Here is a 14,300-nt window from a genome sequence, read left to right as displayed (position 1 = left end):
GACATCACTGGACGCCGCTCGCCTTGGTGTATTCCCTCACCGGTCGGCAACCTGTACGTAGACGCCCTGGCCTGCGACAACGGCCAGAGAGGCTCCACCCCCGAGTGTCTGGGGTGGAGCCTCTGTGCGTTGCGCACAGGGCTCTCGGCTGCATGCGGGGTGAGCTGTCCGGCGTGGCGATCGTCTGGGTTTGCGGCCGGCAAAGGGTGCGTCCTGGCGACGGATGGTCATGAGGCGCCAGGGAAACGGCCCCAACAGGAGACGGCCCTAACGGAACAGGGGCCCAGGGGGCACTCGCACGCTGTCGGTCGCGGGCAGGTGCTGCGATCGTAAGTCGATCAGTTTCCGGCCGGCGTGCACGGACGGACCGCGCAGCTGGGCGGTCCCGACGTGCCGGTACCTGGCACGCCAAGGGCAAGCTCGGCTCGGACGCGGCGTGGCCGCCCGTGCTCGACGCCCGCAGCGTCAAGCACATCAGGAAGCCCGAGAGCCCTTACGAGAAGCGGTAGTTACGGGAGGCTTCCGGGTGAGCGCACGCGGTAGTGACAGGGGATGACCCACCCCTCATGATGGGCGGGGCATGGTGACTTCGGCCCATGTGTCCCGCCTGCACCGGTCCGGCAGTGTGACGCCCACGGTGCGGTTGGCGGCTGCCCGCGCGGGCGTCTTCTCGGTGACGAGCACGGTGCTCGCCGTCGTGGGGCACCACGTCGTGTTCGACGTCTCGCCGTCCTGGGCCGCTCGCGGGGTCCTCGCCGGGCTCTTCTTCGCGCTGGTCCTTCCCGGAGCCGGTGGACCGGGCCGCGTAACACGGCAGTTGGTGCTCACCGTCTGGGCTCAGGGCCTCGGGGTCGGCTGGTTCACCGCGAGTACGGGGGCTGCGCGTACGAGCGGTTGTCTGCCCCTTGGCCGGTGCGTGCCCGAGTAGGGGCGCACAATCCGGGGGTCACCCTGTGCTCGAGGCAAAGGCCGAGGGCCGACAGCCGCCCAAGCCGAGCACCGAGGCCGAGGAACCGGGCGGCCAGGTCGTCGACCTGATGGCCGCCCTCCAGGAGAGCGTCCGCAAAGCGCAGGCCGCGCGCGGCGAGGACGCCGGCGATGCCGAGGTCCACGAGATGCCGACGGCCAAGAAGAAGACGGTTGGGAAGACGGCGAAGAAGACGCCCGCCAAGAAGACTGCGTTGAAGAAGACGGCCAAGGGGCAGCGGGGCGCCTAGAGCCTCGAAAGCCCTGGCCGTGCTGCCAAGACCGGCTGCTAGCGTCCGGATCATGAACGGCAGCGTGTATGTGGGCGGCGCGGGCAAGGACGCGGCACTGGACCGGGGATGGCTCCTCGGACACTTCAAGAACGCTGACGATCCGCGCCACAGCGAGGCTGTTGAGATCAAATGGGGCGTCCGTCCATCCGCGTGCGGCTCCAGAGCAGAGCGCGGCGCTGACGCGGTCGCACCGGCGGCCGTTTCGCTCCCGCTGCGGGGACTGACTCCGGCCACACCACCGAGTAGGCACGACACAGGACCGGAGACGACCGTTGGTGACGGCCGGTGTCCTGCCCCACCGGCAGGAGAACCTCGCCCGGCTGGAGACCTGGCTGGCCGACAAGCTCGCCCAGCTCCCGCCTCACCACGTCACCCTCGTCCGGCCCTTCGCCGAGTGGGGCATCGTCAAAGACGCCCGGCGCCGTGCAGCCCGCGGCCGCTACAGCCTGACGCTGATCCAGGGTTCGACACTCCGCAGGCGAGTACCCCTCCGGTTGCAGCGCCCCGCTCAGGATTCTTTACTAATAGGTACAAATACATCTAAACCATGCAGTCCGTGAGGTAGGACGGCGGAGGACTCCGCCGTCGATGAGAGCGGAGTTGCCGCGCGCCGGCCAGGGCCCCTCAGTCGGCCTCTGGCCAAGTTGCCGCAAGGGAGATGTGGACATCATGGGACAGCTTGACGGCAAGATCAGCCTGGTGACTGGCGGCTCGACCGGGATCGGTCTGGCCATAGCCCGTCGGTTCGTCGCCGAGGGCGCCACCGTGTACCTCACAGGGCGACGCAAAACCGAACTTGACGCGGCTGTGGAAACCCTCGGGGGGCGGGCCATCGGCATACAAAGTGATGTCTCGCATCTCAACGCTCTGGATGAGCTGTTCGCGATCATCCAGGGCGGCAGCGGACGGCTGGATGTCGTCGTCGCCAACGCCGGCGGCGGCGAGCTGGCGCGGCTGGAGGAGATCACCGAGGAGCAGTACCGTTCGACCTTCGACATCAACGTCAAGGGGACGATCTTCACAGTCCAGAAGGCACTCCCGTTGCTGCCGGACGGGGCCTCGGTCATCTTGCTCTCGTCCACCAACGCGTCTATGGGCGTCCAGGCCATGACGGTCTACAGTGCCACTAAGGCCGCCATCCGCAACCTGGCCCGCACATGGGCCGCCGAACTCGCGGGGCGCGGCATCCGTGTCAATGCCCTCAGCCCGGGACCGATAGAGACCCCGGGCATCCGCGGTCTGGGCAGCCCGGCAAAGGGCGAACAGCAACTGGCGGACAGTCTCGCCAACGAGATTCCCCTCGGCAGGATAGGACACCCCGACGAAGTCGCCGCCGCGGCCGTCTTTCTCGCCTCTGACCAGAGCTCCTTCACCACGGGAGCTGAACTCTTCGTCGACGGCGGCCTTGTCCAGGTCTGAATATGGCCGCCACCTGTCGGCGTAGCCGCGATGCGAGGCCGGAAGACGGCTTGGCCCGCCTGCCGGCGGAGGTTTTTTTCACGGGTTTCCCAGGCGACCGATCTTATGCGGCTGCCTGATCCATAGACGCAATCAGCTATCTCCTCCACCACAGGACCGGCTCATGACCCCCGACGAACTCTTCGAACGTGGCGCCGATAAACTCACCCCTCTGGGGGTCTCGACTGGAATACTGTTCTGTAAACGTGCCCTCAAAGTCCACGGCAAAGCCTTCGCATGCCTCAAAGGGGACTACCTCGCCTTCAAACTCGGCGAGGGCACTCCCGCGCACACGAAAGCCCTGGCCCTTCCCGGCTCCGAGCTCTTCGATGCCTCCGGCAAGAATCAGCCCTTCAAGGACTGGGTCGCAGTTCCCCAGACCCATGCCGACCAGTGACTGGGCCTGGCCAAGACCGCGCTCAATAGCCTCCCGCCGTAGCCCGAGCCCCGTCGGGCAGGGCCCGTGCCCGGCCTGCGCGCGGTGCACGCCGGAGGCGGGCGGCCCCCCATTGAATGACTGGCGTGTCAGTACAGCGTGGGGCCGCGGCTGCCGGTGTAATGTCTCGATCTAGAGGAGCTGATCATGCCGTCGCGACAACCAGGCCGCCGAATCTGGGGCGACAGAGCCTATCCTCATCTTAAGGAAGACCAGCTGTCCCGACTTTTCGAGTTCGGTGTTCCACAGGACATCTCCGCAGGGCAATTCATATTCCGACTGGGAGATGACAAGTATGACCTGGTGGTAATCGAAAAAGGTCAGCTTGAAATCATCAGAGAGGCAGGTCCGGGCTATCCCGAGGAGGTGATTGTCACGTTCGGACCCGGAGAATTTATCGGTGAACTCAGCATTCTCACAGGGCAGTTCGTGTATCTCCCTGCCCGCGCCGCCACAGGTGGCCGCATCTATCGAATTCCACCCGACCGGTTTCGCTTGCTGATGGAAACCGAGACCGAACTCTCTGACATCCTGCTCACCGCTTTCAGGGCTCGACGTGAAATTTTGATGGAGTCTGCCTCGCATACCATCGAGGTCATAGGAAGCGCTTCCTCCGCCGAGTGCATGGCGCTGCGCTCGTACCTTGAACACATGGCACTTCCGTATCGCTGGATGGACGACGCAACCCCCGACGGATTGCTGCTGATGGGGCTTGCTTCGCTCACCGCAGGTGATTTGCCTGCCGTTCTCCTTCCGGGGCGCTCGCTGCGTAACGCCACACCCGGAAGTCTCGCGATGAATCTGGGACTGTCACATGAAAGAATCAAGGATGAAGAGATAGACCTCGCTGTCATCGGGGGTGGCCCTGCCGGGCTGGGCGCCGCGGTGTATGGATCGTCGGAAGGGCTCGGAACTGTCCTGCTTGATGCCGTGGGCCCTGGAGGACAGGCAGCAGCAAGTTCCCGCATCGAGAACTACTTGGGATTCCCTAACGGAATCAGCGGTGCAGAACTGACCCGCCTTGCCGCCGTACAGGCGCTGAAATTCGGCTCTCGCCTCTACTCGCCTTCGCGTGCCGTAAGTCTTAAGCCCCTTGCCGACCGGATAAAGATTTCCCTGTCCGACGGCACGGATATTCTTGCACGCGCCGCGATTATCGCCACCGGTGCCCGCTACCAGTCCCTTCCAATCGCCCGCTGGAAACAATTCGAAGGCGCGGGAATCTATTATGCTGCGACTGAGCTAGAAGTCCGTTCGTGCGCAGGCAGACCGGTGGCCGTGCTGGGAGGGGCGAACTCTGCAGGGCAAGCAGCCCTGTTCCTGGCCGGTAAATCAATTGCAGTGAACATCATCCTGCGCCGCGACAACATCGGGGCTCGCATGTCCTCCTATCTTGTTCGCCGCCTCCTCGCGGATCCACGCGTTACCGTGCATACGTCAAGCGAAGTGACAGCACTCGAAGGGGAAGACTCCCTGGAGGCCATCAGGATCAGAAACTCCGCCACTGGCGTCGAATCACTGCTGAGATGCAGCGGGCTTTTCTGCTTCATAGGTGCAACACCGGCAACCGACTGGCTAAATGATGCCTGCGCAGCCGACAAGGACGGATTCATATATACCGATGTGCATATTGCTGACAAAGATCTGGGGCCGTCCTGGCAGGAACTGCAACGCTCCCCTCTTCCCTTTGAAACGAGTATTCCCCGCGTCTTTGCCGCAGGCGATGTACGGCATGGGTCAATCAAGCGTGTCGCCGCCGCAGTCGGCGAAGGAGCCTCCGCCGTCTCTTCCGTTCATCGGGTCATAGGAGTGCCCGGAGTGCCCTTCTGAGCTGAGGGCGAGCGGGGCGGGCACAAGCTTGGCCGTTCGGGCGAGCCGGTGTCGCGAGCCTCGAAACAGGTTCGTACTGCCCTGCCTTCTCCCCGCAATGCCCCGTACACGGCGTACAGTTTTCTCATGTCCCGGCCTCGGCAGTTTGACGACGAGGAAGTTGTTCGGGCTGCTCGCGACCAGTTCTGGTCCCACGGTTACGACCGAACCTCCATCGACGATCTGAGCGCCGTCACGGGCTTGGGACGCGGAAGCCTGTACGGGGCCTTCGGAGACAAACACGCCCTGTTCCTGCAGGCTCTGGACAGCTACAACAGTGACGCGATCGGAGCCTGGCGTTCGGCTCTGCGCGGCCCGGGACCGGCCCTCGCGCAGCTGGAACGCTTTGTGTGCGACATCTCCGAAGCGATCAGCAGGGACGTGGAGCGGCGCGGCTGCATGATGGCCAGGAGCGCCACGGAACTCGGCGCCGTCGACAAGACCGTCGCCGAGCGGACTGCGGCCACTGTCCGCGGCATGCACAGCGAGCTGTCGGACTGCCTCGCCCGGGCCCAAGAGGAGGGCTCGCTGGATGCCGAAGCGGACACGGACGGGCTCGCAAGCCTTCTTCTTGCTGTGCTGCGGGGACTGGAGGCCCTGGGCAGGGCGGGAGCCCCAGCGGAGGTTGTCATCGGGGCTGCCGAGCAGGCCTTGGCCCTTCTTCCCCGCGTGTCCACGAACGAGCCGGCGCCGGATCGGCGGGAGGAGCGCTCAGCGCCGTGACCCGGTCCTAGCCTGGACGGCCCTTGGGTTTTCAGTGCCATGGGCCGCATGCCGTGGAGGTCTTGCCCCGCCAGGCGTCACGGGCGCCGCCTGGCCATCGCGCGCAAGCCGCCTACGATGTCAGCCTGTCGATGCAGGTGTCTGACCTCCGGTGGCCGATGCTCCTGTCGCGCAGCGGGGGTGATTTGTGCACCTGGACGCGCGGGGCTCATGGTGCGACCAGGTCGTGACTGTCCCCTATCAGCTCCCGAATCAGTTCGTCCGGGACATCGCCAGTCAACGAAATGTTGACCCAGTATCGCTTGTTCAGCTTGTACGCCGGGTGCACTGCCTCGAAGCGGTGCTGCAACTCGGCGACCCGCTCCGGATCGGCCTTGACTGTCACCTGGTCGTCCGGGAACTCATGGCCACTGAGGATGGCAAACACCTTGTTGTTCGCCGCTGTCTTGAACACCACGCGGTCCGGGGCGAACGGACGCGACTCGCTGACTCCGGCGAAAGAGAGCGCCAGCTCCCGGACGTCGTCCACGTTCATGGCTATCTCGCTTCCATAACTGAAGTTACTTCCATAACTGAAGTTATAGGACTCCCGCCCCTGGTAGCTGCGGCTGCTAGGGGCGGATGAGGACGGTGCCGACCTTGCCGGGCTGCACCGCGTGCTTCACGGCGGTGGCCAGCTCGCCGAGGCCGTACGTAGCGGCCACGTCGAACTGGTCCTTGAACGCCAGCGCGATCAGTGTCGCGGCGACCGCGTCCGATGCCCGCCTCTCGGCGGATGCCTCCAACAGCCACCGGCCCAGGTTCGCGCCCCGCACCGTCAACGACTGGTAGAGCAGCGTCGACGCATGCACCGAGATCGGCTCCTCGGCGAGTTCCCCGTAAATGACCAGCCTGCCGCCCGGCGCCAACAGGTCTAGAAGGCTTTCCGTCAGCTTTCCGCCGACAGGGTCGAAGGCCACACTGAGCGGGCGGCTGCCGGCCGCCTTGCGGACCTCGTCGGCCCAGCCCGGATTCTCTGTCGCCACGACTGGGACGTCCGGGAACCGCTTGCGCAGCTCGGCGGCACCGCGGTCACTGCGGACGACGTTGACCAGGCCCACGTTGTGGTACTGCATCACGCCCGTTACCAGCCGCCCGACCGACGAGCCAGCGGCGGTCTGCACCAAATATCCGTCGTATCCCAAGGCCAGGTGCTGCTCCGCCTCACGGCGCAGCATCACCGCGGTGAGCGGGTTCGTCAGCATCTGCGCGGCGACCTCGTCCGACAGCTCATCAGGCACGGGGACGACAATCTCGGCGTCCGCCAGGATCCACTGTGACCATCCCCCCGGCAGGGGAAAGACGGTTACACGGCCGCCGACCTCGACGCCCGGAGCCACGCGCGTATCCGGGCCGATGGCCTCCACCACGCCGGTGGCCTCGACACCGACTGGAACCGGCTCAGGCGCCGTCCCGGGGTAGGCCTCGACGGCTAGGAGATCACCACGGTGGACGGGGAAGGCCGTGGTGCGGATGAGGACCTGACCGTGCGCAGGCGCTTCCGGATCGGGCTCCTCGATGACGGTCAGGACGTCGGCGGGCAACCCGCCGCGGGTGTAGACGACACGACGGTTCATGATCGTCCTCCTGCGCGCTGGTGTGCATGGTGCTTGGCCGGGGCGTCAGCCGACGTCCATGAGCAGCAGGTGCTTCGCGCTGAGTGCTCCGTCCAGCTGCATCAGCCTGCCTCCCTCCCGTAGACCGCCGAGGTCCAGGGCGGCGAATCCGAATTCGTCGAGCAAGCCGGCCACGGCCGCCTTCGCGTCGGCGTCGTCGCCCGCGTAGAAGACCACCTGACGGCCTTCCTCGTGCTGGGGATCCGCGGCGATGAACGCGGCGAACAGGCTGTTGAACGCCTTCACGATCCGCGCTCCGGGAAGGCGCTCGGCGACCCATTCGCTGCCCGTGAGGTCACCGACGTCGTACCGGCCCCGCCAGGGGTTGGCCGCCGCGAACTGATTCGTCGTGTCGACGACGATCTTCCCGGACCAGTCGGTAAGGCTGGTCAGGTCGGGCACTGCGGAGAACGGCACCGCGAGGAAGACGAGCTCCGGCTGCGCCGCCTCTTCAGCTGTCACGGCGTGCACCTGCGGCCCCAACTGCTCCACGATTGCCTCGAGTGTCTCCGGGCCCCGGCTGTTGCCGATGAGTACCTCATGTCCGTGACGGACGGCCTTGTCGGCGACGGCACGGCCGATCTCTCCCGCGCCGAGAATGCCGATAGTGCTCTGTGCGGCCATGCTGCCCATCCTTGATCGTGTGTCGGGGGTCGGTGCCCCGGCAGCGGCTGTGTGATCGGCTCCGGCCGCTTCCTGCCGGGACGATCCCGGCCTCGGCGGCAGGTGCGGCGGCGCCTACGCGCGATGCGGGTTGAAGTCCAGGAGGACCTTGCCCTTCTCCCGGAAGTACGCGAGCGCCTCGGGAAAATCCGCCGCCTTGTAGACGGGCGCGGAGGGCAGGACGAGTCTTCCCTCGGAGACCAGCCGCTCGGACTCCGCGTTCAGAGCCGGAAGCCGGGGAAGGAACTCGTCCTGATACATCCAGAACTCCGTCGTGGTGATGTTCTTCGTCCTCAGCACGTCAGGATCGGGCGTGAACGGCCGGCCGCTCAGATACCCGTAGATCGCCAGCAGAGCGCCGTCGGTCAGTACGTCCAGCAACAGTGCAGTCGCCGCACCGCTGACACCGTCAAGGCCGAGTAGCACCGGATCGGAGCCGATGGCTTCCCGCACGCGCGCGCCGGCGTCCGCCGAGTCGACCGCCACGATGTCGGCGCCGAGATCACGGAGTTCGCTCACGAGTTCCGCGCGGCGCACGATGTTGATCGTGCGCAGCCCTCGTTCCTTGGCGAACACGATGACAGACCGGCCCACACCGCTGTTGGCCGCGTTCTGCACCACCCAGGAACCGGCCGGAAGGTCACGCAGGCCGACCAGGAGCCCCGCGCTGACGGGATTGATGGTGAGCATCGCTGCCTGTTCCAGGCTGATGGACTTGTCCACGACGGTCAGATCTGCTGCCTTGGCCACGACCCGCTCGGACCAGGAAAAGACGCCGAAGGGAAGCAGGACCCTATCGCCGGGGCTGACCTCCATGACGCCGGGCCCTACGGACACGACCGTCCCGACGCCCTCGTTGCCGATGGCCGTCGGCAGCTCAGGGCGTACGGGGTAGATACCTTGCGCCAGGAGAAGGTCGTGGTGGTCGAGCGGGGCGTACTCGACCTGGACCAGCGCCTGTCCGGCGGTGGGAGCCGGGGGCTCGGGCACGTCCACCACCTTCAGGCACTTCTCCGGCTCCCCGAACTGAGTGAGGTGAATGGCGAGCATGGGACACGACTCCTTGCTTCGTCGCTTCGTCGCAATTCGAGACATCGCTTTGGACGGCGACGGCCCGGTCCCCGAGGGTTTCCACGGCTGTATCCAGCTCGGTTCTGCTCCGGCCCGTGAGGTGCACGGTGGAGCCTTCGGCGACGAACCGACGGGCTATAGCCAGACCGATCCCGGTCGAGCCGCCAGTCACCAGGCTGATCTTGCGGTCAAGCTGTCCCAGGATGTCCACTTCTTGCTCGATGTAGCTCATCCGGAGACCTACACAGAGCACAGCACGCCGACACGCGGCAACCCATGCCCGTCCACCTTGTGACGCCCTCGTCGACGACGGAATGCTCCGTGACGCCACCTCACGGACCGCACGGTTTAGTGAGATTTGTACCTACTAGTAAAGAACCCGAACCGGGGAACTGCAACCGGAGAGGCACTCGCCCTGCCCGGGCTCGCAGCTGGCTGAACAGATCCTGTGGCCCCGTACTCCTTCTACCGCATCACGCCCCCGCCGAGTCCATGGGCGCCGCAGCCGCCGCGTGGACGTACCCGATCGAGCCCAGTCCGCGGTCCCTAGGGGCTGTAGGTGAGGCCCGGGGACACTGTCCCCTCCGCTAGTGCCGTGGCCGAATAGGTCCACCGGGTTGGGGGCGTAGGAATCCGCCACACGCCTCCTCGAAATTCCAGTGGTCACGATGGCTTGGGGCGAGAAGAATCCCTGGACATGACCCTGCTAAGCCACTGGCCGCTTGCGGGCCTGCGGTTGACCACGCCGCGGCTGGAGCTGCGGTTGCCGAACCTGGATGATCTCGCCGCGTTGGCTTCGTTGGCCGCCGATGGTGTGCATGACCCGGCGGTGCAGCCGTTCACCGTGGCATGGACCGATGTCGGGCCCGAGCAGCGTGCGCGGAGTGTCCTGCAGTACCACTGGCGTTGCTGGGGCGAGTGGCAGCCGGGGAAGTGGGAGCTGAACCTGGTGGCCGTGCGAGATGGGATTGTGGTGGGTACGCAGGGCATCGGTGCCCAGGACTTTTCGGTCCGCCGCGAAGTAGGCACTGGTTCTTGGCTCGGCAAGGCCTATCACCGCCAGGGCCTGGGAACTGAGATGCGCGCGGCTGTCCTCCACCTTGCCTTCGCTGGACTCGGTGCACAGCACGCTGTTTCTGGGGCATATGCGGATAACGCAGCCTCGCTGGAGGTTTCGCGCAAGCTTGGCTATCGCGAGGACGGTATTGAGCGTCATGCCGTACGCGCGAAACCAGCCGTGCTGCGCAGGCTCCGCCTCACTGCTGAACAGTGGCAACAACACCAACTGGTCTCCGTGAAAATGGAAGGGTTGCCGGAGTGCCTGCCATGGTTCGGCCTGGCGTGACCGTGTAGCGGCTTGGAGATCAACGCCGACGTGCACGGCCCGACACGGGCCATCGAACGGCGCTGCGGTCGGCGCCGCCGGTGGCACAGTGGTTCCATGTGCGGCCGTTACGTCTCCACCCGCAGTTCCGAGGACCTGGTCCAGCTCTTCCAGGTCACCGACTGGCGTGCCGAGGAGGCGCTGGCGCCGAACTGGAACGTCGCCCCGACCAACAACGTGTGGGCCGTCCTCGAGCGCATGCCGCGCGACCAGACCGATGCCACCGCGGTGGAGCGGGAGTTGCGTCCGCTGCGCTGGGGCCTGGTGCCGTCCTGGGCGAAGGACATGAAAATCGGCGCGCGGATGATCAACGCGCGCGTGGAGACCGTGCACGAGAAACCCGCCTACCGCCGCGCGTTCGCCAAACACCGCTGCCTGCTGCCGGCCGACGGCTTCTACGAATGGGAACAGGCCAAAGACCCCGATACGGGCAAGGCCCGCAAGCAGCCGTACTTCATCCATCCCGAGGACCAGCAGGTGATGGCGCTCGCCGGCCTGTACGAGTACTGGCGCAACCCGGAGGTCAAGCAGAACGACGACCCCGCCGCCTGGCTGACGACCTGCACCATCATCACCACCGAAGCCACCGACACGGCCGGCCGCGTTCACCCCCGCATGCCGCTCGCCCTCACACCAGGCCACTACGACTCCTGGCTCGACCCCCACCACCAGGACCCCGACGAACTGCGGGCGCTGCTCACCCAGCCCGCAAGCGGCCATCTGGACGCCCGGCCGGTCTCCACGGCCGTCAACAGCGTCGGCAACAACGGGCCCCAACTCCTGGACGCGATCGCTGTGTAACTGTGCGGCTTACTGGGATTGCGGTAGTTTCGCGAGCCCTTCGGGTCCGAGTCATCGTGTGGCTGGGCGTTCTGCAACACACCGCTCCGACTTTTCAGCGTCCCCAGTGATCTGCTGGTAGGCCTGCGACCAACGCTCCATCTGGTAGGCCGACATGACCAGTCGGTAGCCACGGCCCCAGACGTCCTCGATGACCCCTGCCAGATCGACCTCGGTGGGCGACTATTCTTCGCCACGCTCCATTGCCCAGTCTGTCCATGCGGCTTTGCTCGCGGCCTGGTAGTAGCTGTGGGCGTCATGCTGGACGGCTCTCGCCCAACGCCTCGGTGGTCCCACAGCGCGCGGTGACATCACGGTGGACCCGTCACAGTTCAGCCCTCTCCCGTGAGGCGTCGCTCGGCTGATGGATGTACTCCTGATCCTCTTTGCGGCGAAAGATTGGCCGTCTCCTGGTCGCCTGCTATGGGTTTGCTGGGCTTGCTCTGGAGGGCGTGTTTCTAGGGTCGTTGACGTTCCCCCCGAGGTCCGATCCCCGGGCCCTGAAGACCCTTGCTTGGAGAGACCCTGATGAGTGGTAAGTCCCGCGCCCTGGCCGCCGTTCCCGCCGCTGTGCTGCTGTTCTCGCTGGTCGCCTGCGGCGGCGGCTCCGACTCGGGCTCCGGCAGCGCCAAGGCTGCCGACAACCAGCAGTCGGCGCAGAGTTCGGGCGGCGAGGCGGCCGCGGGGGACACCGACGGCAAGACGGAGCCGCCGCTGACCGGCGAGATCAAGCAGAAGGCCGAGGCGGCGGCCGTGGCCGCGTTCCCCGGGACGGTGGTGAAGTCCGAGGAGGACGCGGAGAAGCCCGGCATGTACGCGGTGGAGGTCAAGAAGGCCGACGGCACCTCCGTCGAGGTCTATCTCGACAAGACCTACAAGGTCACCGGCACGAAGGAAGAAGGCACCGAGGAGACCGAGGCGGCGAACGGCGGCTGACGGACGCCGGTAGCTCATCGGCCGTCGGAGAGGAGACGCGCATGCCGACCGACCCCGCACGCCTGCCCCGCCACCCGGACCTGAGCCGGGAGGCGGACGCCGAAGCGACCACAGTTCTCCCGGCCGGCCCCCAGGGGGTGTACGGGAATCGCTACGAGGAAGACTCCTTCGACTATCCCTCGTCCGCGGAACCCTGGTCCCCGGATGAATCGGAGGACGACCACGCGAACGACGCCACCGCGGACAGGAGTACGACGGGGAAGAGTGCCTCGCGCGCCGCGGACACCGGCCTGTGGCAGCAGGCGGCCGGCAGGCATCGCACTCCCGTGCTGGCCCTTGCCGTGGTGCTCCTCGTGGGCGGCTTCGTCTTCGCGCTGTCGATCGTCAGCGACACGGTCTCGACCCCGTCCGCTCCGGTCGGCGGTGTCTCCAGCCCCACTGCCACCAACTCCGTGACCTTCGAGCCCTCCGCCCCGGCCATCTCCTCCCCGGTTCAGCCGGGCGGCGCGGGCTGCGCCTCGTCGCCACCCGGCGACGGCGGCACGGCCGTCTCCCCGTCCTCGACGGCCGTGCCGCCCAGTACAAGCGTGGGAGGCCAGGACGGTCACCGGGACGACGGCCGGGAGGACCACGGGGACGACGGCTGAGCCCGGCCTGCTGTCCGGGCCTCGGCCCCACTGCCGCCGTCCGGCCGGACCTGTGTCCCCCACTGTTCACAGTCCGGCCGGGCGGCTCACCTCGTCTCCCGTGCAACCGCCGCAGCAATTCGTGCTCCCTTTCTTTTCGTCCCCGCAGGCCGAGGCAGGTTCCGGTGAACTCACCCACTCCGCTCCAACAGGTGTGCGAGCCTGGCGCCATGCGCCTGCTGTTGATCGAAGACGACGACCGGATCGCCGTACCGCTCACCGAGGGGCTGGGCCGGTACGGCTTCACCGTGCAGTGGGCGCGCACCGGCGCCGCCGGCCTCGCCGAAGCGGAGTCTCCCGACCTGGTCCTGCTCGATCTGGGACTGCCGGACATGGACGGCCTGGACGTGTGCCGCAGCCTGCGGGCACGCTCCGCCATCCCCATCATCATGATCACGGCCCGTGGTGAGGAAGCCGACCGGGTCGCCGGGCTGGAACTCGGCGCGGACGACTACATGGCCAAACCCTTTGGCGTGCGGGAGCTGGTGGCCCGGATCCGCGCGGTCACCCGGCGCACCAGCGCCCAGGTGGTCGTGCAGCCGGGACCGGCGGGTGCATCCGCCGCTCCGTCGGCCGCTGCCGTGCCGCAGCAGCTGGGTCCGCTGCAGTTGGACCGCCGTACCCGGGAGGTCCGCCTTAGCGGGAGGGAAGTGGCCTTGTCTCCCCGGGAGTTCGACCTGCTCGCGTATCTCGCGCAGGATGCCGGGGCCGTGCTCTCCCGGCAGCAGATCATGGACGCGGTGTGGGACCCACACTTCTTCGGCCCCACCAAGACCCTGGACGCACACGTCGCGGCCCTGCGCCGCAAGCTCGGCGATGCCGCCTGGATCACCACCGCCCGCGGGGTCGGCTTCCGTCTCACCGCGCCCGGCGGCCCCACGGGCGAGGCGGCCGGGGAATGACCCGCCGTCTGCTGCTCAGCTACCTCGGTCTCGCCCTGCTCGTGCTGGCCGGGCTGGAGATCCCGCTCGGCTACCTCTACGCCCGCGGCGAGGAGTCCCGTTTCTCGCAGTCGGTCGAGCGGGATGCGTCGATGCTCGCCGAGGTCGCCGAGGAGAACATCGAGAAGGGCAACACCGCCGAACTTCCGCGCCTGGCCGGCGAATACGCCGCCGAAACCGGCGGCCGGGTCGTCGTGGTCGACCGGCAGGGCGCCGTCCTGGTCGACTCCGCCGGGCGCATCGCGGCCGGGACCGACCTGTCCGGTGAGCCGGACATCGCCACTGCCCTGCGCAACCGGCGCACGGTTGCCACCCGCACCGACACCGACGGCACCGACCTGCTGACGGCGACCCTGCCCGGCGCCTCCGGCACCACCAT

Annotated in this window: 15 protein-coding genes and 3 pseudogenes; 13 read left to right on the top strand and 5 right to left on the bottom strand. The window is 66.8% G+C overall.

Going from position 1 to position 14,300, the window contains the following annotated elements:
- Positions 1 to 580: 580 nt before the first annotated feature.
- The 7 genes and pseudogenes from ACFZDJ_RS52290 (at position 581) to ACFZDJ_RS52260 (ending at position 5,745) form a co-directional block, all read left to right on the top strand.
- Positions 581 to 928, top strand: coding sequence for a hypothetical protein (locus ACFZDJ_RS52290; RefSeq protein WP_390938850.1), 348 nt, complete (start codon positions 581 to 583; stop codon positions 926 to 928).
- A gap of 25 nt (positions 929 to 953) precedes the next feature.
- The gene (locus ACFZDJ_RS52285) at positions 954 to 1,217 is read left to right on the top strand and encodes a hypothetical protein (RefSeq protein ID WP_391070151.1); all 264 of its coding nucleotides are present in this window, start codon (positions 954 to 956) and stop codon (positions 1,215 to 1,217) included.
- A 52-nt stretch (positions 1,218 to 1,269) separates the two neighbouring features.
- Positions 1,270 to 1,404 (top strand): annotated as a pseudogene (locus tag ACFZDJ_RS52280) (signal peptidase I); the annotation flags it as partial.
- Between the two features lie 524 nt (positions 1,405 to 1,928).
- The gene (locus tag ACFZDJ_RS52275; protein ID WP_391070149.1) at positions 1,929 to 2,678 is read left to right on the top strand and encodes an SDR family oxidoreductase; all 750 of its coding nucleotides are present in this window, start codon (positions 1,929 to 1,931) and stop codon (positions 2,676 to 2,678) included.
- Positions 2,679 to 2,841: 163 nt separating this feature from the next.
- The gene (locus ACFZDJ_RS52270) at positions 2,842 to 3,114 is read left to right on the top strand and encodes a hypothetical protein (protein WP_391070147.1); all 273 of its coding nucleotides are present in this window, start codon (positions 2,842 to 2,844) and stop codon (positions 3,112 to 3,114) included.
- A gap of 186 nt (positions 3,115 to 3,300) precedes the next feature.
- Positions 3,301 to 4,983, top strand: coding sequence for an FAD-dependent oxidoreductase (locus ACFZDJ_RS52265; RefSeq protein WP_390938854.1), 1,683 nt, complete (start codon positions 3,301 to 3,303; stop codon positions 4,981 to 4,983).
- Positions 4,984 to 5,109: 126 nt separating this feature from the next.
- On the top strand, positions 5,110 to 5,745 hold the full coding sequence (locus ACFZDJ_RS52260; protein ID WP_391070146.1) for a TetR family transcriptional regulator C-terminal domain-containing protein: 636 nt from the start codon (positions 5,110 to 5,112) through the stop codon (positions 5,743 to 5,745).
- 208 nt (positions 5,746 to 5,953) lie between these two features.
- Here ACFZDJ_RS52260 and ACFZDJ_RS52255 read toward each other — a convergent pair whose 3' ends face one another.
- The 5 genes and pseudogenes from ACFZDJ_RS52255 to ACFZDJ_RS52235 form a co-directional block, all read right to left on the bottom strand.
- Complete coding sequence (locus ACFZDJ_RS52255) at positions 5,954 to 6,280, bottom strand: MmcQ/YjbR family DNA-binding protein (RefSeq protein WP_390938858.1); 327 nt, start codon at positions 6,278 to 6,280, stop codon at positions 5,954 to 5,956.
- A gap of 76 nt (positions 6,281 to 6,356) precedes the next feature.
- On the bottom strand, positions 6,357 to 7,361 hold the full coding sequence (locus ACFZDJ_RS52250) for a zinc-binding dehydrogenase (protein WP_391070144.1): 1,005 nt from the start codon (positions 7,359 to 7,361) through the stop codon (positions 6,357 to 6,359).
- A 45-nt stretch (positions 7,362 to 7,406) separates the two neighbouring features.
- The gene (locus tag ACFZDJ_RS52245) at positions 7,407 to 8,033 is read right to left on the bottom strand and encodes an NAD(P)-binding domain-containing protein (protein ID WP_391070143.1); all 627 of its coding nucleotides are present in this window, start codon (positions 8,031 to 8,033) and stop codon (positions 7,407 to 7,409) included.
- A gap of 105 nt (positions 8,034 to 8,138) precedes the next feature.
- Entirely contained in the window at positions 8,139 to 9,113 is a 975-nt protein-coding gene (locus ACFZDJ_RS52240; RefSeq protein ID WP_390938864.1) for an alcohol dehydrogenase catalytic domain-containing protein, read from the bottom strand.
- Between the two features lie 34 nt (positions 9,114 to 9,147).
- Positions 9,148 to 9,336 (bottom strand): annotated as a pseudogene (locus tag ACFZDJ_RS52235) (SDR family NAD(P)-dependent oxidoreductase); the annotation flags it as partial.
- A 495-nt stretch (positions 9,337 to 9,831) separates the two neighbouring features.
- On the opposite strand from ACFZDJ_RS52235, the gene ACFZDJ_RS52230 reads away from it, so the two are divergent.
- From ACFZDJ_RS52230 to ACFZDJ_RS52205, 6 genes and pseudogenes are all read left to right on the top strand, one after another.
- Positions 9,832 to 10,479 carry a GNAT family N-acetyltransferase gene (locus ACFZDJ_RS52230; RefSeq protein WP_391070141.1) on the top strand — a complete coding sequence of 216 codons (648 nt, stop codon included), beginning with the start codon at positions 9,832 to 9,834 and terminating at the stop codon, positions 10,477 to 10,479.
- 96 nt (positions 10,480 to 10,575) lie between these two features.
- A complete protein-coding gene (locus tag ACFZDJ_RS52225) occupies positions 10,576 to 11,319 on the top strand; it encodes an SOS response-associated peptidase family protein (RefSeq protein WP_391070139.1) in 744 nt (247 codons plus the stop codon).
- 567 nt (positions 11,320 to 11,886) lie between these two features.
- Positions 11,887 to 12,294 (top strand): peptidase, encoded by a 408-nt coding sequence (locus ACFZDJ_RS52220; protein ID WP_390938872.1) that lies wholly within the window; start codon positions 11,887 to 11,889, stop codon positions 12,292 to 12,294.
- 41 nt (positions 12,295 to 12,335) lie between these two features.
- Positions 12,336 to 12,941 carry a hypothetical protein gene (locus ACFZDJ_RS52215; RefSeq protein ID WP_391070137.1) on the top strand — a complete coding sequence of 202 codons (606 nt, stop codon included), beginning with the start codon at positions 12,336 to 12,338 and terminating at the stop codon, positions 12,939 to 12,941.
- 209 nt (positions 12,942 to 13,150) lie between these two features.
- Positions 13,151 to 13,882, top strand: coding sequence for a response regulator (locus ACFZDJ_RS52210; protein WP_391070135.1), 732 nt, complete (start codon positions 13,151 to 13,153; stop codon positions 13,880 to 13,882).
- Positions 13,879 to 14,300 (top strand): annotated as a pseudogene (locus ACFZDJ_RS52205) (two-component sensor histidine kinase); the annotation flags it as partial. The gene ACFZDJ_RS52210 and the pseudogene ACFZDJ_RS52205, both read left to right, overlap by 4 nt.

The organism is Streptomyces sp. NPDC007896 (assembly GCF_042959425.1).
GTDB lineage: Bacteria > Actinomycetota > Actinomycetes > Streptomycetales > Streptomycetaceae > Streptomyces.
Note: the sequence above shows the minus strand (reverse complement) of the source record. Positions and strands in the feature narration are given on the sequence as shown.

Bases quoted from the DNA above. Each gene is read 5' to 3' on its own strand.
- ACFZDJ_RS52290 (WP_390938850.1), top strand. From the start codon at position 581: ATGGTGACTTCGGCCCATGTGTCCCGCCTGCACCGGTCCGGCAGTGTG.
- ACFZDJ_RS52275 (WP_391070149.1), top strand. From the start codon at position 1,929: ATGGGACAGCTTGACGGCAAGATCAGCCTGGTGACTGGCGGCTCGACC.
- ACFZDJ_RS52270 (WP_391070147.1), top strand. From the start codon at position 2,842: ATGACCCCCGACGAACTCTTCGAACGTGGCGCCGATAAACTCACCCCT.
- ACFZDJ_RS52265 (WP_390938854.1), top strand. From the start codon at position 3,301: ATGCCGTCGCGACAACCAGGCCGCCGAATCTGGGGCGACAGAGCCTAT.
- ACFZDJ_RS52260 (WP_391070146.1), top strand. From the start codon at position 5,110: ATGTCCCGGCCTCGGCAGTTTGACGACGAGGAAGTTGTTCGGGCTGCT.
- ACFZDJ_RS52255 (WP_390938858.1), bottom strand. From the start codon at position 6,280: ATGAACGTGGACGACGTCCGGGAGCTGGCGCTCTCTTTCGCCGGAGTC.
- ACFZDJ_RS52250 (WP_391070144.1), bottom strand. From the start codon at position 7,361: ATGAACCGTCGTGTCGTCTACACCCGCGGCGGGTTGCCCGCCGACGTC.
- ACFZDJ_RS52245 (WP_391070143.1), bottom strand. From the start codon at position 8,033: ATGGGCAGCATGGCCGCACAGAGCACTATCGGCATTCTCGGCGCGGGA.
- ACFZDJ_RS52240 (WP_390938864.1), bottom strand. From the start codon at position 9,113: ATGCTCGCCATTCACCTCACTCAGTTCGGGGAGCCGGAGAAGTGCCTG.
- ACFZDJ_RS52230 (WP_391070141.1), top strand. From the start codon at position 9,832: ATGACCCTGCTAAGCCACTGGCCGCTTGCGGGCCTGCGGTTGACCACG.
- ACFZDJ_RS52225 (WP_391070139.1), top strand. From the start codon at position 10,576: ATGTGCGGCCGTTACGTCTCCACCCGCAGTTCCGAGGACCTGGTCCAG.
- ACFZDJ_RS52220 (WP_390938872.1), top strand. From the start codon at position 11,887: ATGAGTGGTAAGTCCCGCGCCCTGGCCGCCGTTCCCGCCGCTGTGCTG.
- ACFZDJ_RS52215 (WP_391070137.1), top strand. From the start codon at position 12,336: ATGCCGACCGACCCCGCACGCCTGCCCCGCCACCCGGACCTGAGCCGG.
- ACFZDJ_RS52210 (WP_391070135.1), top strand. From the start codon at position 13,151: ATGCGCCTGCTGTTGATCGAAGACGACGACCGGATCGCCGTACCGCTC.